The following is a 17,499-nucleotide window of genomic DNA, read 5'->3' as shown; positions in this document are numbered from 1 at the left end:
GATCTTGCACGTAGCAGGAGTGCTCACCGAGGGTGACGGCGGGCGCTCCGGACGGGGGTGCCCTGGACATCCTCAGGAGTCTCCCCATGCGCATGCGCAAGATCGCGCGAATCGGTCTCGGCCTCGTGGCCGCCGCCACCGCTCTGTCGGCCGTGGCCGTGCCCGCCGCCTCCGCCAGCACCGCAGCGCTTCCCTCGGTGCACCTGAAGCTCTTCGCGGCCGCACCGGCCGGCTACACGAACCCCGATGACATCACCCGCCTCGGTGACGTGCTCTTCGTCGCGTACCAGAACGGCGCCCAGTCCGACGGCTCCCCGGCCGGCGTCAAGAGCAACGTCGTGGGCTTCGACCTCGAGACCGGCAAGATCAAGTACAGCTACGTGCTGCCCGGCAAGGTCGACGGGCTCACCGCCGACGGCCGGCACCACCGGGTGCTCGTCACGGTCAACGAGGACCTCAACTCGGGCTTCTACACGATCACCCCGTCCGAGGACGGGGCCGAGGCCGTCAAGCAGTTCAGCTACAGCCCGAGCCCGGCCGAGACCGGCTCGGACGGCACCAACGGCGGCACCGACGCCATCTCGATCAGCTCCAACGGGACCATCTACGTCGCGCACTCCAACCCGGACGTCTCGCAGCCGGGCGCGAACAACACGGCCGCCGTCTACACCGTCAAGCTCAGCGGCTCGACCGCGAAGCTGACCCCGGTCTTCGGCGTCAACGACACCGCCGCCGTGATCAACCCGGCCGCCGGCGCGCCCGCCACGGCCCCGCTCGGCCTGACCGACCCCGACTCCAACCGCTGGGTCCCCGGCAAGGACGGCGGCACGCTGATCCAGGACGCCCAGGCCGACAGCAAGCTGGTCTACGTCAGCGACCTGGACGCCAAGAAGCCGACGGTCCGCCAGCTGAACCTCACCAACGCCGTCACCCCCAGCGGCGGCGCGGCCACCCCGCAGCTCGACGACATCATCCAGCCCGGCTCCACCTCGGGCGACCTCTACGTGGCCGACCAGGGCACCGGCGCGATCTACCGGGCCGAGCTGACCCACCTGCCGCACGGCACCCTCTTCGCCTCCCAGCCCGCCCCCAAGTCCGGCGACCTCCCCAACGACCCGGCCCTCGCCGTGGTCGACCAGCGCACGGGCGTCGTGACCCACCTCTCGGTCGGCGTCACCCTCGCCAACCCCAAGGGCCTGGTCTTCATCCCGGCGGCCCACCACGGGAAGAAGTAACCCCCGCACGCCGCGAGTTGGCGGGCGCCGCACCGGGAGCACACGCCCTCGCAGCGGCGCCCGCCGGCGTTGCGCGCCACAGCCGGCGACCTTTGACAGCACGGCCGGAGACGCAGAAGTGCCCCACCTGCGACCATCGCCGCAGGTGGGGCACTTGTCTGTCTGGTGGGGCGCCAGGGGCTCGAACCCTGAACCTACGGATTAAAAGTCCAAGTCTGCTCATGGTGGGCTGTGATGCTCAGTGTCACCGAATGCTCTCCAGTGCAGGTCAACGGCCCTTTCCCGTGCCACCCCGTCCGGCTCTGACGGGTTGAATGACGCCCCGTTATGGAGCATTCGGGCCAGCAGTGGGCCAGCAGAAAGGCCCCGCCACCTGGGCGGTTTCTAGGGGTCGTTGCAACACGTGGTCGGTTTGATCAGGCCGCGAGCAGTTTATGCAGGCGCTCGGCTGGGGTTTCCCAGCCGAGCGTTTTGCGTGGGCGGCCGTTGAGCTCGGCAGCGACGGCGGCCAGGTGCTCTGGACTGTGGGCTGACAGGTCGGTGCCCTTGGGGAAGTACTGCCGCAGCAGGCCGTTCGTGTTCTCGTTCGAGCCGCGTTGCCATGGACTGGCGGGATCGCAGAAATAGACGGGGACGCCGGTGGCGACGGTGAACGATCCATGGGCGGCCATCTCGGCGCCCTGGTCCCAGGTCAGCGACCTCACCAGATGAGTAGGCAGGGTCTGCACGGTCTCCACGAGGGCATCGCGCACGTGCTCGGCCGTGCGGCCGTTCGGCAGTTGCAGGAGCATCACGTAACGGGTGGCCCGCTCGACCAGGGTGCCGATGGCGGAGGCACCGTCCTTGCCGATGATCAGGTCGCCCTCCCAATGGCCCGGGACGGCCCGGTCCTCGGCCTCGGCCGGGCGTTCGCTGATCATGACCATCGGGGTGGCGAACCGGGGCTGGCGGCAGGCGGCCTGGCGGTGCGGCTTGCGCCGTGCCCGGCCGGTCCGCAGGGCACTGGCCAACTCGCGGCGCAGTTCGCCCCGTCCTTGGACGTAGAGGGCCTGGTAGACCGTCTCGTGGACCACGTGCATCTCCGGCCGCTCGGGAAAGGTGTCCCGCAGAGCCTGGCAGATCTGTTCCGGGCTCCACTTGCGGTCCAGGCGGTGCTGGATGAAGTCCCGCAGCTCGGGGTTCTGGCCGACCTTGCCGGGCTTGGGCCGTGGCCGGCGGGCGTCCGCCCGGGCCTGGGCCGCATGCGGCCGGTAAGCGCCGCTCTCCGGGTGGCTGTTGCGCTTGATCTCGCGGCTGATCGTGGACGGGCTGCGGCCGAGTTCCGCGGCGATCGTGCGGATGGAGGCCTTCTCGCGTAGCCGGTCGGCGATGTGGATTCGATCCGCCTCGCGCAGATACCGCGACGGGCCCAGAGTCGGCAGTGGCGCCAGAACCGGTGGTCTGGCCTTGTCCTTGCCCGATGCGTTGCGGCCATTACGCCACCGCTTGCCCGTCCGGTAGTTGATCCCGACGCGTTTGCACGCTTCGAGGCTGCTCAGACCCTGGTCCATGAGCCGGAAGTATTCCTCCCGCTCACGGACCAGGGTCCTTCGCCCCTGAGCCACCGTCCGGTTCTCTCGGATCTCGAACATCGCACCCCTTGAGCTGGGGTGTTGCAACGATCCCTAGAACCTAAGCTGCAGTGACGAGGCCTCGTACGCTCACCCCCAAGCCTACCCGGCCAAGGCCTCCCCGCTCCCTGCGGCCGGCCCCCGACGCGCCCGTGGCACCATCCCCGCCGCCCGGTTCGCCACCTCCTTGTCGACCTCGCGCAGCAGCGAGGTGTAGGTGTCGCTCGCGAGCTTGATCGTGTTGTGCCGCAGCACCTCCTTGATGACGTGGAGGTCACCACCGCCCGCATGAATCACCGTGGCAGCCTGGTGGCGCAGATCCCGCAGATTGATCGGCGGCAGGTCGGCTGACTCGCAGATCCGGCGGAACGTGTCCGACACCATCTCCGGGTGCAGCCACGTCCCGTCCTCGCGCGTGAACACCTTCCCGGTGTCCGTCCAGCTCGGTGCCTTCTCCGGATCGCCGCCGGCCGCCAAGTAGTCCGCCCGCGCCACCAACTGGGCATCCCGCTCCGCGAGCTGGCGAACCCGGTGCTCCCGCAACACCTGCACGGTGACGTCGTCGAGGCCGATCGTGTCCGCGCTGCCGTCGGTCTTCGGATCCGTCTCGATCGGCGTCCAGCCGTCCTGCACGATCTCCTTCGAGACGGTCAACTCCGCCCGGTCCAAGTCGATGTTCACCCAGTCTTGCCCCACGCCTTCGCCGCGGCGAAGACCCCGGAAGGCGATCAAGTGATAGAAGGCGTAGAGCCGATCGTCCTCCGCCGCGTCAAGGAACTTGCCGAGCTGCGGCAGCGTCCACACCATCACCGCCGACGGCTTCTCCCCCGTCGCCCGCCAGCGCTCGACATGCTGCTCGGTCCACAACACAGCCTTCGGCCGCTGCCCCGATGTCATCTCGACGTGCTTCGCCGGATTGAACGTGATCAGCTGGCGGGCGATCGCAGCGTTCAGTGCGATCCTCAGCGTCGACCGGATCCGCTGCCGGGTGGCTGGCCCGGTGATCCGGCGGAACGGCTTCATCTCGGCGAGCTTCGCGCGCTCCGCCTCCAGCTGGGCCTTCTCTGCAGCCTTCGGAGCACCCGGCTTCCCAGCCCGCGTCCGCTCAACCTGCTCGCGACGAGCCTGGTTCTCAGCCTCGATCACCTCGTTCTCGTCGGCGATCGCGTCGAACATCTCGACCAGGTGGCCGACGTTCAACCGGTCCAGGCGCAGGTGCCCAAGGTGCGGCTTCAAGTGCACGCGCACGTGGGACTCATAGCCGTTGGTGGTGGTCTTCCGGGTCTTCTTGGTGGCGAGCCACTTGTCGAGCCAGTCGCCGACGGTCATCTTGCCGTCGAGCGGCACCCCGACGCCGAGCCGACGCTGAACCTCGGCGGTATCTGGGATCGGTGCCCGGGTCTTGGCGACCTCCACCAGTAGGTCGCTGACGCGCTGCGCGGCGTCCTCGTCACCCTTGGCCATGTCGAGGATCGCGCGGACCTTGTCGAGGGCTTCCTGGGCCTTGGTGACGCTCTCAAAGCCGGTGCGGCGGAAGGTCCGGCGCTTGCCCTCGCGGTCAGCTGGCAGCTCCTGCCGGATCGCCGGCGAGCCGTGGTTCTTCTTCGCCAGCAACGTGCAGCCGGCGCCGAGCAACTTGCCATCCGTGCCGCGGCATTCGCACCGCTTATAGACAGCACCACCACGACGAGAAGCGCCCACAGTCATCCCTCGTCGGTGCCGTCGGAGGCCGGGACTCCAGGGTGCACCGGCGGGAGCTGCTCGCTGATCTCTTCGAGTTCGATGCCCAGCTGCTGATGCCGGCGGCGGGCCATACGGTTCAGGGCTGCAAGACCAGCACGGTCCATGTCAGGTGAGGGCGCAACCAGGTCTGCAATGACGTCTTCCAGGTCCCGGACGATCCTGATAGCAGAGTGTTGCGTAGCTCGCCGGCGCACCTCGGGCTGTGCAAGGGCTAGGTAAGCAGCCTGTTGCCGTCCGAACTCCTGATCCCGTTCGTATGCCCTCAACGGAATCGCGGGGTCCGCACCGGGGGCCGCCAGGCTGACGTCCTCTCCAGGCTCCCAATCCATCGCGGTCCGCTGTCCCTCGGCCCACTGCCATGCCGTGCGACTACTCACCTGGCAGTTGTCTGTCAGGGCAACCTGCTCGTTGTTCGAGGTCGGGGGCAGCAGCAGCGTCAACGGGGAGACGTTGAGCGCAACCGCGAGTGCCACCAAGTCATCGACATCGACGCGTCGGTCACCCAGCTCGATCTTCGTTACTCCCGTCGCTGGGATTGGACGGCCGAGCTCCGCCATGACTGCCACGACCTGGCCCGTCGTGAGGCCGCGCTCCTTGCGGATGCGTGCCAGGTTCTCCGCTACTCGGTTGCCGGTCGGCCCCAGAGAGTTAGCGCGTCGCGACTTGGTCGGTTCGACTTCTTCCATCTTCGAATCTTCGCATCCTGTCTTGCAAGTGGCAAGACAGGCGCGTACTGTTCCGGACATGGGATCGGAAACTCCTATGAAAGGAGTCTGTGTTGCAATCAGAGCAATCTGAGCTCCCAGTTCAGGATGAGTACCTGACTCCGGCCGAAGCGGGTCGCCTTACGAGGCTCACCGTCTCCACGCTGAAGGACAAGCGGTGGAAGGGCACCGGACCGGCATTCATCAAGCTCTCTCCGGGGCGAGGCGGCCGTATTCGCTATCCGCGCAGCAGCGTTGAGCGTTGGCTCAGCGAGCGCGCTGTTGAGGCCGCGTGATGAACGACAGCATCCTCACTCGTGACCTGCTCGATCTTCCGCCGACCGTGGACGTCGAGACTGCGGGGAAGGCCTTCGGCCTGGGCCGCACGACTTCGTACTCCCTGGCCCGCTCAGGACAGTTCCCCTGCAAGGTCATCCGAGTTGGCCGGTCCTACCGCGTGGTGACCGCGGATCTGCTCCGTGTCCTCGGCCTCATGCCGGACACGGCTCGTCGAGCCACTGACGCCGCGTAATCGGCCTAGCAACGGAAACGGCCCCCACCTGCGCGCCGGTGTCTTCAGCACCGCCGAGCAAGCAAGGGCCCCACGTTCCACCCGGACGTGACGAAGCCCCGGTTTCCACCGCCAAGCAGTCTCCGGGGCTGTCCGTCCGTCGCAACCCAGCGAACTTCCAGGAAGGACGTGATGCGTCCATGAAAGCACGACGCAGCACCAACGTCATAGCGTCCCCGGAACTTCTCCGCGCCGCGATCAGCGACGCCGACGCCAACCGGCTGATCGGGCCGGCGTTCAGGCGGGCCACGCTCGTCGCGGACGCCGAGGCCATCGAGCTCGGCGAGCTCTTCGCCAGCATCGGCTTCACCGCGGCTGACTTCGACCACTTCGTCGAAGTGTTCCGCGCCGACAACCCGGCCGCCGCGATCGCCGCCTGGGCCGACCACGAGACCAGGCCCCGCGTGCTCCGCGCCCTGGCCGTCGCCCTCATCACCATCGAGGAGGAGCGGTGACCATGACCGAGCTCAAGCCCGCCAGGGCCGGGTTCATCCCCTGCCTCAACTCCGAGTCGGAGTACGCGATCCGCACCACGTGGATCGACGACGACACGCTGATCGTCGGGTTCTCGCCCGGCCGGATCAGCCGCGAGTACGCCGTCGAGGTCATCCGCTGGGGGCTGTCCGGCCGCCCGCTGATCGACGTGGACGACCCGTACCAGGCCATCGCCGACGCCGTCGACGGCGGCGACCGCCCGTGATCCAGACGCTCAACCTCCGGGAGCTGCCGCGGCTGACGTCGCGGCAGCCCTCCGGGGCGCACCCCACCGCCGGGACCACCCTCGCCCACCCCGGCGCCCCCTACCCCGTCCAGCCCCCGGAGAAGGACTTGTCCACCAACCACGGCCGCCCGAAGGGCGCGGCGGCCACCCCCGAGCAGCACCCCAGCGACTGGCCCGTGCCCCGCAGCCACGCGGCCCGCACTGCCCTGCTTACCGAGACCCACCCGGACGCCAACGAGACTCGCGCCCGCTTCCACATCGTCCTCGGTACCGTGCGCGCCATGTTGGAGGAGCAGCCCTCCGACCGCGCCGCCCGGGCTGCCGGACGCCGAATCTGTGCCGCCGTCACCGCACTCGCCGACGACGTCGCCAAGGCGAAGCGGGAGGCAGCGTGAACGTGCCCCGCCCGCTCAATGCCGCCCTCTGGTGCATCAGCCAGGGCTGGTACGTCCACCTGCTGATCCCCGGCGGCAAGATCCCACCCCGAGGCTGCGACCGTTGCTACCGCGGCACCCCCGACAAGCCCAACCCCGAGTACATCGAGCACACCGCCGACGACTGCCCCTGCATCCCCGCCGGCCGCTGGTGCCACGGCGTGCGAGCCGCTACCAACAACCCCGAGACCGTTGAACGTTGGTGCCACCACCTCCAGGACGCCGGGATCGCGGTCGCCATGAAGCCGTCCAAGCTGCTGATCCTGGACGTCGACAGCCACGACATTCAGAAGCCCGAGAGCGGCGACTGCCTCCCCGGCCTGCAGCTCCCCCCAGACCTGAATCCCGACTCGATCCGGGACGGCTGGGACACCATGGGCCTGCTCTGCGGGATCCGCAACGCGCCCCTGCCCACCGTCGCGCCTCCCACGATGTGCGCTGCCACCCCGGGCGGCGGCGTCCAGATCTGGTACCAGACCGACGACACCTGGAGGCAGAGCACCAGCCGGCTCGGCTGGCAGCTCGACGTCAAAGCCGGCTGGGCATACGGCATCTGCCCCGGCACCGTCACGAGCAAGGGCGTCTACCGGGCGATCGGAGACAGTCGCAGCGTCGCCCCGCTGCCCAACTGGCTGGCGGCCGACCTCAAGCGCACCGGCCACCACCAGACGCCCGAAGCTGAGCAGCCTCGGCAGAGCGCCAAGCAGCTGCTGGCCGGCCTCCAGCGGCCCAAGGGCGCCGAGTACGTCAACGCCGCCATCCGCGCCGAGGTCGAACGTGTGGTGACCGCCCAGAGCGGCACCCGCAACGACACCGTCAACGCTGCCGGGCGGGCCCTGGGCCGCTTCATCCCGGGCGGCCTGGTCACCGAGACGGAGGTTGAGAACCTTCTGGTCGCTGCCGCCGTCTCGGCGGGCCTGCCGGGCGGCGAGGCCAGAGCCGCGGTCCGCTCGGGAATCAAGATCGGCATCAACAAGGGGAGGGCAGCATGAGCGCCGACACCGCCATGTCCGCAGACGTCGTCGCCATGCTGACCGCGATGGCTGACCGGATGGACGGACAAGACAAGACCGCGCCCTCTTCCCCTGAGCCGACCCCCGCGGAGCCGCCGGCCGAAGAAGCTGCCAAGTCCGATAAGAAGCCGAAGAAGAGCCGCAGCATCTCCGGCGTCGTCGCGGTCACCGACACCTTCTTCGTCGAGCAGGTCGCCGAGGAGTGCCTGCGCGGCTGGTACTGCTGGTGCCCCCAGCTCGGGTGGATGCGCTGGAACAGCCGAGTCTGGGAACGGGTCGAGCCCGAAACCGTCCGCGACGAAGTCCGTCAGTACGTCGCCCAGTGGGTCGTCGGACAGATCGCCCAGCCCACCCTCGGTGTGCCGCATGAGGACATCATCAGGCTCGCCAGCAAGGGTCGCGTCAGCGCACTCACCGACCTCGCCGCCGGCATCCTCCTCGTCCCCGGCGAGGACTTCGACCGCGACCCCGACCTGATCACCGTGGAGAACGGCGTGTTGGACCTGCGGGACAGCACGATCCTGCCCCACGACCCGGACCGGTACCTGACCCGCTACATCCCCACCGCCTATGTCCCCAGTGCCACACACGAGGACTGGGTCGCGGCGCTCGCCGCCGTCGAGCCCGACGTTGCCGAGTGGCTCCAACTGCGCTTCGGCCAGGGCATCACCGGTCACACACCGGACGACGACGTGATGGTCTTGCTCCACGGCGACGGCGAGAACGGCAAGTCGACGGTCATCGACTCCCTGACCCTCGCACTCGGCGGCCGGACCACGACCGGTGCCATCACCTTCCTGGACGACGCGGTCCTGTCCGGCGACCGGGACGCCAAGGAGGAGCGGATGGCCCTCAAGGGCGCGCGGCTGGCCTTCGCCGAGGAGTTGCCCGAGGGGCGCCGCCTGAACGTGGTGCAGCTCAAGAAAGCGGTCGGCACCGCGCAGATGAAGGCCCGTCACCTCTATCAGCGCGAAGTGCAGTGGGTGACCAGCCACACCTTGGTCATCACCACCAACTACAAGCCGATGGTCGCCGAGACCGACCACGGCACCTGGCGGCGCCTCGCCCTGGTCCCCTTCCCGTACACCTTCGTCAAGGGCGAGCCGACCGCCGACTACGAGCGTGCTGGCGACGCAGCCATCAAGGCCCGCATGGCGAGGCGGGGGCAGCGCGAGGCCGTACTGTCCTGGCTCGTCGCTGGTGCCCGCCGGTGGTACGACGCGGGACGGAAGATGCCGAAGCACCCGCCAGCGGTCCTCGAAGCCACCCGGCAGTGGCGCGGCGAGTCCGACATGATCATGCGCTTCTGGGACGAGTGCCTGACCGCCGACATGAACGCCCACGTGATGTCCACCGAGCTGCTCACCGAGCTGAACAGCTTCCTCAAGACTCAGGGTCAGAAGGAATGGAGTCAGAAGACCGGCGCCGACCGGTTCGGATCCCACGAGGAGACCAAGCGCTTCAAGGTGGCCAAGGTGCTCATGCGGAACCAGAACGGGCTATCTCGGCCGCCGGTCCCGCCGTACCTTGCGGACACCTTCGCGAGCGCTAGGCCGACGCCGCCGGCTCAATACACAGCGTGGCGGGGGATGCGCTTCTCCAGTGACGGTTAGTGCTCCATGAGAGGTCGAGTGAGGAGGCTGACGAGCCTACTTGGAAACCTCCTCTACGCCTAGGTAATACGACAGTTTCCTAGCTGCCTCGTCAGCCTCCTCACCGGCAGGCGCAAAGCGCGCCATGAGCTGCAAGAACGGCTCGTCGGAGGGCCATCGCGACGGTCCCGTTCAAGGCGCCGAAACGACCCTCCGTCAGACCCCGGTCAGGCCCCGAAAAAACAGCCTCCGCCAACGGGAGTAGACCCCCCGAAGTCCATCACTCAGCGTCACGAACTAGAGGAGACCGCCATGAACGGACCTGACCACTACCAAGAGGCCGAACGCCTCATCGACAGCACCCAGGACCAGGCCGGCAACTACGAGAACTCGCCCAACCTCGCCGCCGCCCTCGCACACGCCGTACTCGCCCTCGCCGCAGCCACCGCGCTGAACGACACCGACCCCAACGGCCACGGCATGCCCCTCGACGACTGCGACCTCTGGCAGCACGTCGCCGGTGTCGAAACCAACCAGCAGCGCGAGTCCAGAAGGTCGTGACCACCGAACCCTCCGGCCCAGCGGCATGAACGGCCGCCATACGAACCCGCTGTCCGATAGCCCCACGAGCTACCCGCCGTCCCTCGAGAGCGGCCGTACAGCCCGAAGGAGAACAACGTGAACACCCAGATCCGCATAGCCCACTGCCCCGGCTGCCGCACCGAACGCCCCGCTCGCCGAGTCGGCAGCACCCACGTCCACGGACACCCGATGGACCTCGTCGAGTGCACCGCCCGCGACTGCGAGCTGGTCTGGGCCGTGCGCCCCGACCGGCCCGTCACACCCCTCCCGACCGCAGCCTGAACAGGACGACAGCATGACCGACAACCTCGAAGCTCTTGACCAACCCGCAATCCCGGCAGGGTCTTGGCGACCGCCCGGCCGGTGGCCCCGAATCTGGGTGACCGTCACCCGCCACGAACCCGAGCAGCAGCCGTTCGGCGTGATCGAGCACCATGACGACGGCCGCAAGCTGCTGCACGTCGCCGACCGCTGGCCGTACTCGACGGCCGCCGAGGCGAGGCACCTGGCCGAGCAGTTGCGCCCAGCCAGCATCGTCGAGATCGTCGGGTCCGGCCGACTGGCCATCAAGCCGGCGAAGGCGGCGCTGCAGATGTGCTGGCTCGAGCAGGACCTGGCCGCACACCAGAGTCGCCCGACTGTGGACGATGTCGGCTTGGATGGTCGGCCGAGGTGCGGGCAGCCGCGGTCGAAGGGCGGCGGCCCGTGCGGTCTGCGGGCCGGATGGGGGACGGACACGCTGGGTGCCGGGCCGTGCGCGATGCACGGCGGGAGCACGGAGCAGGCGGACGCGGAGCGGCGCCGGCTGGCTGAGCGGGTCCGCCAGGTGGAGGGGCTCGCTCGGCGTGCGGAGCGCACGGGGGCGCCATTGACGGCCCTGGAGGTTCTGGCGGCCGGTGCGGTCCTGCGCGAGGCTCTGGAGGGCCGGCGGCCCCGGCCCCGGCGCCGGGCGGTGCCCGATGGACGGTGATCGGATCCGCGTCCGGCGCACTCCGCCGCCCGAACTGGGCCCGATGCTGGGGTCGGCGCGGCTGCGAGCCGGGTACCGGGTGCGGGAGTTCGCCAGGCTGGTCGAGCTGTCGCACTCCTACCTGCTCCACCTGGAGGCGGGCACCCGGTGCCCGTCGGTCACGGTTGCCCGGCGGATCGCCGAGGCGCTCGAGCTGACCGAGGGCGAGTGGGCGCTGCTGTTCGCCGCGGCGGTCGACGACGCGGGCCGCGACCATCCGGCGCGGGGCGCAGCATGACCGCGGAGAGGTAGCCAAGGCAACCACTCGTGACCCTCCATAAGCCAACTTATGAAGGGTCAGAACCCGTAGGATGGAACCATGTCGAGCGACATCGTCCCGGCCGCCGTGAACCTCCCGGCCCACCCGGACACGCAGATCTCCGACTCCACCCGCGACCGCATCGCGCGGTCCGTCCCCGAGAACACCCGCCTCGCCTACGAGCGGCAGTGGACCGCGTTCACCGCCTGGTGCTCGACCGTTGGCCGCACCACACTGCCCGCGACCGCCGAGACCCTCGCCGAGTACGTCAGCCGCCTCGCCGACCTCGACCGCGCCCCCTCCACCATCGAGCAGGCGATCGCCGCGATCCGCACCCTGCACCGACACAACGGCCACCCGGGCCAGCCCGACACCGCCGGCGCCCTCGCCGTCCTGAAGGCGCACCGGCACGAACGGGCGCAGGCCGGCAAGCGCAAGCGCAAGGCCCCGCCGGTCACCCTGCGACCGTTGCGCGCGATGATCGACGCCACCGACCCGGCAACGCTGATCGGCCTGCGGGACCGAGTGATGGTCGTCCTCGGCTTCGCGATGATGGCCCGCCGCTCCGAGCTGGCCAAGTTGACCATCTCCGACGTCACGCTCACCGATGACGGCCTGGTCGTCCTCATCCGCACCTCGAAGACCGACAAGGACGCCACCGGCGCCGAGGTGACGGTGCCGCCCGGCTCCCACCCGGACACCGACCCGGTCCGGGTCGTGCGGGCCTGGCTGGCGGCTCTGGCCGAGTGTGGGGCGACCGATGGGCCGCTGCTGCGCCGCATCAACCGCTGGGGCCAGCTCCAGGACGGCGGCATGTCCGGCGCGGCGGTGAACGAGCGTGTCCGGCACCTGGCGGTGAAGGGCGGCCTGCCGAACGCGGACACCTACACCGCGCACGGTCTGCGTGCCGGCGGCCCCACCGAAGCGGCCAAGAAGAAGACCCCGGTCGCGTTCATCGCCGAGCACGGCCGCTGGTCGCCGATGAGCCCGCAGGTACACGAGTACGTGCGTGCCGTGGACCGCTGGGAGGACAACCCGATGCGCGGAATCGGGTTGTAGCTCAGGCGGCAACGACTACATCGGCAGCGTCGCGGCGGACAATCGTGGGGGCACTGACCCGGCAGTCCTGGGCAGCGAGTCCGCCGTCCGGCTCAGAACGACGGTGGCCTCTCAGCGAGCACCGGTACAACGCTTGGCAGCCTCAGGCGTGCGGTGGTGAACGGTGCAGGTCCCGTGGGTGTAGTACCGGGCGGCCTTCCGGCGTCGGCGTCGGCGCCTCTTCTTGGTGAGCGGGATCCAGAACCTGAATGGGCCGAGCCTAAATCGAACTCCTATGCCCATGCAGAACACCTCCTTTGGCCGCTGGGTGCTACTTGCCGGCCCCGACTTGCGTGGCTTCCCCGTCGGCGGTCGCCATGTCGGTCTTCATCTGCGCGATGTCCGCCTGGATCTTCTGCCGGGCCTGCGCATCGTCGGGGCCGCCCACGTCGAGGCCGTCGTTGGCGAGGCTGAACAGGTCGGACTGGACGACGGTGTTGTCGTCCCGCCAGTCGCTGATCGACGACGGTTCGTCGCTCGCGTCGAACTCGGCGTCGGCCTGCTTGAACGCGTCCGTGCCGGGCTGGATGTCCTTGGAGGCCTTCTGCTGCCAAGCGTGGAAAGCGTCGAAGCTGCCGTCCTGGCCGCGAGCGAGGATGACGGTGACGCCGCTGTCGAATTCCTGCTGGTAGTAGGCGTCGTTCGCGGTGAGGATCGACGCGGCTTTCTGCCGGTTCCCGGCCGGGGCGAGCTGGGTCGGCGGCAGGGTAAGCGGCGGCAGCGAGGGGGCCGCAGCCGCCTGGGAGTTGGGTGCGGCGGAAGTCGGCGCGGCCGGGCTGGGGACTGCGGGGGCCTCCTGCTTCGCCGGGGCGGACTTCGCGGCCGGGGCGCTGGTCTTCTTCGAGCCGGCATTGGCCGCGATCCCGATGACAACGACGAGGGCGAGGACCCCGGCGCAGCCGAGGCAGCCGGCCTTGCCGCGCTTCGGCTTCTGCCGGCTAGCTGGTGGCGGGGACTGCTGGCCCCAACTCGGCTGCTGGGGCTGGGGTGGCGTGGTCATGCGCTGCTCCTGTCCGCGTGATCGGCAGGGACAGGGTGTCAGCGGAGGCTGACCATCCGTCAGGGAGTTGCCGAGTCGTTACGCGGCACTTGTCTGCAGCTCGGCGCGCCGTGTGCTCCTCAGGCCCGCTCGATCCGTTCGGCGAGCTGCTGCCCACCCCCGGGCAGCTCGCGGCAGATCTCGATGTGCTTGATGGAGGAGGAGGCCTGCAGTGCCCGGGCGGCCTCTCCCCGGGCCTTGGCCTCGGGGTGGGGGCCGCTCTTGCGGCCGTTGGGGTCAGAGCACGTAGAAACGGCCACCCGGCCTACACCGTCGCCGCGGCAATGGCCGAGCGGCTGGAGCGGAGAGGCGGTCAGTAACCAGGCATGCGTGGCGCCGCGAGCGCCCGAGGGCGTGCCGCACGTGCTGGCGGACAGGCGACTGGTCGCCGTTGTCGGCCCCCTCGGGCCTTGCCGCCTGCCGTGTTACGGTACGAGACCGGCTGTGTACAGCAATGCCAGGGGGAGCGATGGCAGCGGGATTCCACGTCATACCGACCGACATGCTCATATCCTCGGCGGGCTTCACCGACCTGCAGACCTGGGCCTCCCAGATCCACCGCGGCCTGGTCGGCTCGATGGACGACGCCGCCGGCATGGCCGGGGACGATGACACCGGACACTCCTTCGCGGCGAAGTACGACCCCGCCGCCCAGGCCGTCGTCACCGCGGTCGGTCAGGCTGTCGCACAGCTCGGCGGCACCGCCAACGGCCTGTACACGATGGCGTTGAACTACATCAAGACGGACGCAGACGTCGCGGCGAACCTGATGCAGCCCCAGCAACTGCCGCAGTCCAGCAACCCGCAGTGCGACCAGGACCCGCTGAACGTCCAGGTCCCGTCGGCGGTCGGTCACAACGCCTCGGCAGTCGACGAGATCATCGCGCAGTTCTGGCCCCAGGGAGACTCGGGAAAGCTGCGGCAGGCTGGCTCTGACTGGAAGCAGCTGGCACAACTCGTCAGCACTCTCGGGCTGGAGGGCGACAAGCAGGTCCAGACCGTCACCGCTTCCAGCACCTCCAGCGCGGTCGATTCCTTCGTTGCGAACTGGGCGAAGATGCATGACGGCTGCGCGACTCAGGGCCCGCTGCTCAACAGCATCACGAACGCCGCCTTCCAGCTCGGCGCCGCCTGCGAGTCCTACGCCCAGGCTGTGGACGACCTGTGTTCCACTCTGCAGGATCTTGCGGCAGGCGCGGGTGTCGTCACCGGCGTCGGCATCGCCCTGACGATCTTCACCCTAGGCGGGTCGGACGCTGCTGCGGCCGCCGGAGACGCCGCGATCGCCGCCGAAGCCGGCACCGCGGCTGCGGCCATGACCGCCGGGATCGAGGGCAGCGCCGACCTCGCTGTCCTTGCCGAGGCGGAGGCGATCGTCAACGAGGCTGCCGCCGGCCTGTCTCCGATCGTCACGACCGCCGCGGTAGCCGCAGGCGGCACCGCGGTCGCCCTGGCCTCCGCCTCCAGCGCGATGGCCGCACCCGCGCCGAAGCCGCCGGCCTACACGGTCGTGCCGGGCACACCGCCAATTCCCCGCGACCCCAACAGCCCATTCCCCGTGCTCTCCTCGGCCGACCAGGCCACGGTGCAGGCATGGATGGCGCAAGCCGCAGCCGATGGGCGCACCATGCAGGTTCAATCACCGAGCGGCAGCCCCAAGGTCGATGCGCGGCGCGCCTACCAGCTGCGGGTGGCCGGCTCGACCGAGTACAGCCTGTACACCACGGTCAGCCGGAACAACGCGCAGGGCGGCGACTACAACATGGACGCGGACGGGGTGCGACCCGAGGACGGGGCCGCGATCGACGCGAAATACATCGCTCCGTCGAAGGGGTGTGGCTCCCCGTTCCGACTGGGCAACGCCGGCAACGTTCCGGACTACGTGTACCAGTCGTCGCTGAAGGGCGAGAACTTCAAGATAGAGAAGTACGGCTCGGCGTTCCAGGACCCGCGCAACGGAAAGATCAACCACCTTGAGGTGATCACCAACGACGACCCGGCCGCGGCCTACTTCGCAGCGCTCATGGCCGCCCAGAACGTTCCCGGCCAGGTCCGGGTCGTCCCGTAGGATCCCCCACGTCGAACAGCGAAGGAGACGCCAGTGGGCGCCACGTTCTACATCAGTGCCGACCGCCAGCAGAACGCCGCGTGGCCGTTCACTACCGAGCAGTTCGAGCAGACGGTGGCGAACCTGTGGCCCGAGGGCAGCGTGTCGACGGCGACAGCCGACCTGCGCTGTGTGCACGTCCCCGTCGACGATCACTGGTGCGAGGTCCTTTACGACCCCGAAAACGGCGTCCTGTCGTTCCCCGAGCGTGAACCGTGGTCGGCGCCACTGACCGTGGTGCACACGCTGCTGCGTCGGCTGGCGCCGGCTGTCCCCGCCGTGTGGTGGGCCGACTACGACCCGCTGATGGAGCCGCTCGACCTCGGGCTTGAACTGGGCGACTTCATCGCGGCGTTCGGCTCCTGAACCGCGAGAGTGACTCCTACTCGTCGTCCGCCACCTCGGCGCGGTGCTGGGGTCCCCTTCCAGGATCCCACTCGGCTGGAAGTCGGCCGGACCTGGCTGCCGACAACCACCGGTACGCCGCAGCGATGGGCGCAGCCGCGGAGCAGTTCCTCGCCCGGATCCACGGCCGCACGTCGAGGCGCTGACGAGCCCGTCGCCGGTCTCGGTCTTCTCCGCCAGCGTGCTGCGCCTGGCTCGGCGCCAACGTGCGACGTCATCCAAGCAGATGGACCCTGAGGTATGAGCATTATCGTGCTGCTGGAGCCGAAGCCGGTGAAGGTGCAGAGCTTCGGCGGAATCTCCTACGGCGAGGGGATTCGTGCAGTGCGCGCTGCCCCTACCGCCCCCGACATTCAGGGTGACCCAGCCGACCTGACATTTTGCGGGCGACCAACCGGCGGGATGGCCAAGGACGACTACCGAGCTTCACAGCCAGGCTCGACGTGGTACCCGCCCAGGTATCACGCCTTTCTGCTCTCCTTGGGTCAGCGGGTGGACGTGGTGGCGTTGACGGCCAACTCGTCGTTGTTTGCCTGGCCGCCGTGGATTCCGGTCGGCACGCGAAGGCGGGCGGCCGGTCAGCCGCCGTCGGTTTCGTGCCGCCACGTGTGGCCGGCCGGGCAGGTCAGGGTGCGGATCGAGATGAGTTGGTTCGGGCCGCGGTCATCCCAGGCGAGGGTTCCGCTGATCGCGGGCTGACCGCAGTCGGTGATGGGGCAGGCCCAGATGCCTGCTTCGGCGGCCGACAGGACACGGGGTTCGGGGCTGAACATCGGGTGCCTTTCAGTGGGTGCGGGCGGCGGCCCGCTGCAGGAGCTGGTGAATGTCGGTGGCCCGCCGGCCGGGCTGGTCGTTCCAGGTGTCGGTCGGCATGCCCTGGCCTTGGCGGCCGAGTTGGTTGCCGATCTGCAGGCGGGCCTCGGTGATGGTCGCCGCGGTGCCGTACCCGGCAGCGAGCACGCGCAGTTGGGCGCCCAAGATGCAGACGGCGCCGGCCTCGTTCCACAGGGCGCCTTGGAGCCAGCCGTGCTGGTGGATGTACCGGCTGGTGAGCTCGAGGTGCTGGCGCACGGTCACCTGGGCGACGGGCTGGCGGCGGTGGAGCCGGTCGAGGAGGCGGGGTGCGGGCCGCTCGATCCCGGCGTGCCACGGCTGCACGACGCTGCCGTACTGCGGGACGACGGGCGGCGCCTGGTGGCGGATCAGGTCGAGCACACGGCCCGCCCGCACCGACGCGGGGGCGGGTAGCGAGGCCAGGTACTGCTCGACCTCGGCGACCAGGCGGAGGCCGGCCGCGTCCAGGTCGAACGCGGGTGGTGCGGTGAGCAGCGTGGGCACGGCAGGCCTCCTTCCTGGTCAGCGGGTACGAGTGGCGCC

Annotated in this window: 22 protein-coding genes; 16 read left to right on the top strand and 6 right to left on the bottom strand. The window is 69.3% G+C overall.

The features are described 5' to 3' along the window. Positions 1-86: 86 nt before the first annotated feature. Positions 87-1,235, top strand: coding sequence for a hypothetical protein (locus tag P3T41_RS31770; RefSeq protein WP_280694052.1), 1,149 nt, complete (start codon positions 87-89; stop codon positions 1,233-1,235). A 416-nt stretch (positions 1,236-1,651) separates the two neighbouring features. On the opposite strand, the gene P3T41_RS31765 is transcribed toward P3T41_RS31770, so the two are convergent. From P3T41_RS31765 to P3T41_RS31755, 3 genes are all read right to left on the bottom strand, one after another. Continuing rightward, complete coding sequence (locus P3T41_RS31765) at positions 1,652-2,785, bottom strand: IS30 family transposase (protein WP_280694051.1); 1,134 nt, start codon at positions 2,783-2,785, stop codon at positions 1,652-1,654. A 162-nt stretch (positions 2,786-2,947) separates the two neighbouring features. Further along, positions 2,948-4,552 carry a site-specific integrase gene (locus P3T41_RS31760; protein WP_280694050.1) on the bottom strand — a complete coding sequence of 535 codons (1,605 nt, stop codon included), beginning with the start codon at positions 4,550-4,552 and terminating at the stop codon, positions 2,948-2,950. Continuing rightward, the gene (locus P3T41_RS31755; RefSeq protein WP_280694049.1) at positions 4,549-5,274 is read right to left on the bottom strand and encodes a helix-turn-helix transcriptional regulator; all 726 of its coding nucleotides are present in this window, start codon (positions 5,272-5,274) and stop codon (positions 4,549-4,551) included. Before P3T41_RS31755 ends, P3T41_RS31760 begins: the two co-directional genes overlap by 4 nt. A gap of 89 nt (positions 5,275-5,363) precedes the next feature. Here P3T41_RS31755 and P3T41_RS31750 point away from each other — a divergent pair, with 89 nt between their 5' ends. From P3T41_RS31750 to P3T41_RS31695, 12 genes are all read left to right on the top strand, one after another. After that, on the top strand, positions 5,364-5,588 hold the full coding sequence (locus P3T41_RS31750) for a helix-turn-helix domain-containing protein (RefSeq protein ID WP_280694048.1): 225 nt from the start codon (positions 5,364-5,366) through the stop codon (positions 5,586-5,588). Continuing rightward, entirely contained in the window at positions 5,588-5,824 is a 237-nt protein-coding gene (locus P3T41_RS31745) for a DNA-binding protein (protein WP_280694047.1), read from the top strand. Before P3T41_RS31750 ends, P3T41_RS31745 begins: the two co-directional genes overlap by 1 nt. A 179-nt stretch (positions 5,825-6,003) precedes the next feature. Continuing rightward, the gene (locus tag P3T41_RS31740; protein ID WP_280694046.1) at positions 6,004-6,318 is read left to right on the top strand and encodes a hypothetical protein; all 315 of its coding nucleotides are present in this window, start codon (positions 6,004-6,006) and stop codon (positions 6,316-6,318) included. A gap of 2 nt (positions 6,319-6,320) precedes the next feature. Further along, a complete protein-coding gene (locus P3T41_RS31735; RefSeq protein ID WP_280694045.1) occupies positions 6,321-6,563 on the top strand; it encodes a hypothetical protein in 243 nt (80 codons plus the stop codon). Beyond that, complete coding sequence (locus P3T41_RS31730; RefSeq protein WP_280694044.1) at positions 6,560-6,979, top strand: hypothetical protein; 420 nt, start codon at positions 6,560-6,562, stop codon at positions 6,977-6,979. Before P3T41_RS31735 ends, P3T41_RS31730 begins: the two co-directional genes overlap by 4 nt. After that, positions 6,976-8,010: a bifunctional DNA primase/polymerase gene (locus P3T41_RS31725; RefSeq protein WP_280694043.1), complete on the top strand. Its 1,035-nt coding sequence runs from the start codon at positions 6,976-6,978 to the stop codon at positions 8,008-8,010. Before P3T41_RS31730 ends, P3T41_RS31725 begins: the two co-directional genes overlap by 4 nt. Further along, positions 8,007-9,644 (top strand): phage/plasmid primase, P4 family, encoded by a 1,638-nt coding sequence (locus P3T41_RS31720; protein WP_280694042.1) that lies wholly within the window; start codon positions 8,007-8,009, stop codon positions 9,642-9,644. The genes P3T41_RS31725 and P3T41_RS31720 overlap by 4 nt, the downstream gene beginning before the upstream one ends. A 291-nt stretch (positions 9,645-9,935) precedes the next feature. Continuing rightward, on the top strand, positions 9,936-10,184 hold the full coding sequence (locus tag P3T41_RS31715; protein ID WP_280694041.1) for a hypothetical protein: 249 nt from the start codon (positions 9,936-9,938) through the stop codon (positions 10,182-10,184). A gap of 117 nt (positions 10,185-10,301) precedes the next feature. Beyond that, complete coding sequence (locus P3T41_RS31710; protein WP_280694040.1) at positions 10,302-10,487, top strand: hypothetical protein; 186 nt, start codon at positions 10,302-10,304, stop codon at positions 10,485-10,487. A gap of 97 nt (positions 10,488-10,584) precedes the next feature. Continuing rightward, the gene (locus P3T41_RS31705; RefSeq protein ID WP_280694039.1) at positions 10,585-11,175 is read left to right on the top strand and encodes a hypothetical protein; all 591 of its coding nucleotides are present in this window, start codon (positions 10,585-10,587) and stop codon (positions 11,173-11,175) included. Then, positions 11,165-11,452, top strand: a complete 288-nt coding sequence (locus tag P3T41_RS31700; RefSeq protein ID WP_280694038.1) for a helix-turn-helix transcriptional regulator — start codon at positions 11,165-11,167, stop codon at positions 11,450-11,452. Before P3T41_RS31705 ends, P3T41_RS31700 begins: the two co-directional genes overlap by 11 nt. Before the next feature lie 81 nt (positions 11,453-11,533). Then, positions 11,534-12,532 carry a tyrosine-type recombinase/integrase gene (locus P3T41_RS31695; RefSeq protein WP_280694037.1) on the top strand — a complete coding sequence of 333 codons (999 nt, stop codon included), beginning with the start codon at positions 11,534-11,536 and terminating at the stop codon, positions 12,530-12,532. Between the two features lie 310 nt (positions 12,533-12,842). On the opposite strand, the gene P3T41_RS31690 is transcribed toward P3T41_RS31695, so the two are convergent. Both P3T41_RS31690 and P3T41_RS31685 read right to left on the bottom strand, forming a co-directional pair. Beyond that, a complete protein-coding gene (locus tag P3T41_RS31690; RefSeq protein WP_280694036.1) occupies positions 12,843-13,571 on the bottom strand; it encodes a hypothetical protein in 729 nt (242 codons plus the stop codon). Between the two features lie 119 nt (positions 13,572-13,690). Further along, on the bottom strand, positions 13,691-13,870 hold the full coding sequence (locus P3T41_RS31685) for a hypothetical protein (RefSeq protein WP_280694035.1): 180 nt from the start codon (positions 13,868-13,870) through the stop codon (positions 13,691-13,693). A gap of 242 nt (positions 13,871-14,112) precedes the next feature. Here P3T41_RS31685 and P3T41_RS31680 point away from each other — a divergent pair, with 242 nt between their 5' ends. From P3T41_RS31680 to P3T41_RS31670, 3 genes are all read left to right on the top strand, one after another. After that, positions 14,113-15,678: a restriction endonuclease fold toxin-2 domain-containing protein gene (locus P3T41_RS31680; RefSeq protein WP_280694034.1), complete on the top strand. Its 1,566-nt coding sequence runs from the start codon at positions 14,113-14,115 to the stop codon at positions 15,676-15,678. A gap of 33 nt (positions 15,679-15,711) precedes the next feature. Then, positions 15,712-16,083, top strand: coding sequence for a hypothetical protein (locus tag P3T41_RS31675; RefSeq protein WP_280694033.1), 372 nt, complete (start codon positions 15,712-15,714; stop codon positions 16,081-16,083). A 279-nt stretch (positions 16,084-16,362) separates the two neighbouring features. Continuing rightward, entirely contained in the window at positions 16,363-16,821 is a 459-nt protein-coding gene (locus tag P3T41_RS31670) for a hypothetical protein (protein ID WP_280694032.1), read from the top strand. 84 nt (positions 16,822-16,905) lie between these two features. Here P3T41_RS31670 and P3T41_RS31665 read toward each other — a convergent pair whose 3' ends face one another. After that, positions 16,906-17,460 (bottom strand): hypothetical protein, encoded by a 555-nt coding sequence (locus P3T41_RS31665; protein WP_280694031.1) that lies wholly within the window; start codon positions 17,458-17,460, stop codon positions 16,906-16,908. Between the last annotated feature and the right edge of the window lie 39 nt (positions 17,461-17,499).

The sequence above is a fragment of the Kitasatospora sp. GAS204B genome, assembly GCF_029892155.1.
Taxonomy (GTDB): domain Bacteria; phylum Actinomycetota; class Actinomycetes; order Streptomycetales; family Streptomycetaceae; genus Kitasatospora.
This window is presented reverse-complemented; position numbering and strand designations above follow the sequence as displayed.

Excerpts from the sequence above, each read along its gene's own strand:
- P3T41_RS31760 (WP_280694050.1), bottom strand. The coding sequence starts at position 4,552 with ATGACTGTGGGCGCTTCTCGTCGTGGTGGTGCTGTCTATAAGCGGTGC.
- P3T41_RS31715 (WP_280694041.1), top strand. The coding sequence starts at position 9,936 with ATGAACGGACCTGACCACTACCAAGAGGCCGAACGCCTCATCGACAGC.
- P3T41_RS31735 (WP_280694045.1), top strand. The coding sequence starts at position 6,321 with ATGACCGAGCTCAAGCCCGCCAGGGCCGGGTTCATCCCCTGCCTCAAC.
- P3T41_RS31670 (WP_280694032.1), top strand. The coding sequence starts at position 16,363 with ATGAGCATTATCGTGCTGCTGGAGCCGAAGCCGGTGAAGGTGCAGAGC.
- P3T41_RS31770 (WP_280694052.1), top strand. The coding sequence starts at position 87 with ATGCGCATGCGCAAGATCGCGCGAATCGGTCTCGGCCTCGTGGCCGCC.
- P3T41_RS31690 (WP_280694036.1), bottom strand. The coding sequence starts at position 13,571 with ATGACCACGCCACCCCAGCCCCAGCAGCCGAGTTGGGGCCAGCAGTCC.
- P3T41_RS31695 (WP_280694037.1), top strand. The coding sequence starts at position 11,534 with ATGTCGAGCGACATCGTCCCGGCCGCCGTGAACCTCCCGGCCCACCCG.
- P3T41_RS31765 (WP_280694051.1), bottom strand. The coding sequence starts at position 2,785 with ATGGACCAGGGTCTGAGCAGCCTCGAAGCGTGCAAACGCGTCGGGATC.
- P3T41_RS31720 (WP_280694042.1), top strand. The coding sequence starts at position 8,007 with ATGAGCGCCGACACCGCCATGTCCGCAGACGTCGTCGCCATGCTGACC.
- P3T41_RS31745 (WP_280694047.1), top strand. The coding sequence starts at position 5,588 with ATGAACGACAGCATCCTCACTCGTGACCTGCTCGATCTTCCGCCGACC.
- P3T41_RS31755 (WP_280694049.1), bottom strand. The coding sequence starts at position 5,274 with ATGGAAGAAGTCGAACCGACCAAGTCGCGACGCGCTAACTCTCTGGGG.
- P3T41_RS31680 (WP_280694034.1), top strand. The coding sequence starts at position 14,113 with ATGCTCATATCCTCGGCGGGCTTCACCGACCTGCAGACCTGGGCCTCC.
- P3T41_RS31740 (WP_280694046.1), top strand. The coding sequence starts at position 6,004 with ATGAAAGCACGACGCAGCACCAACGTCATAGCGTCCCCGGAACTTCTC.
- P3T41_RS31700 (WP_280694038.1), top strand. The coding sequence starts at position 11,165 with ATGGACGGTGATCGGATCCGCGTCCGGCGCACTCCGCCGCCCGAACTG.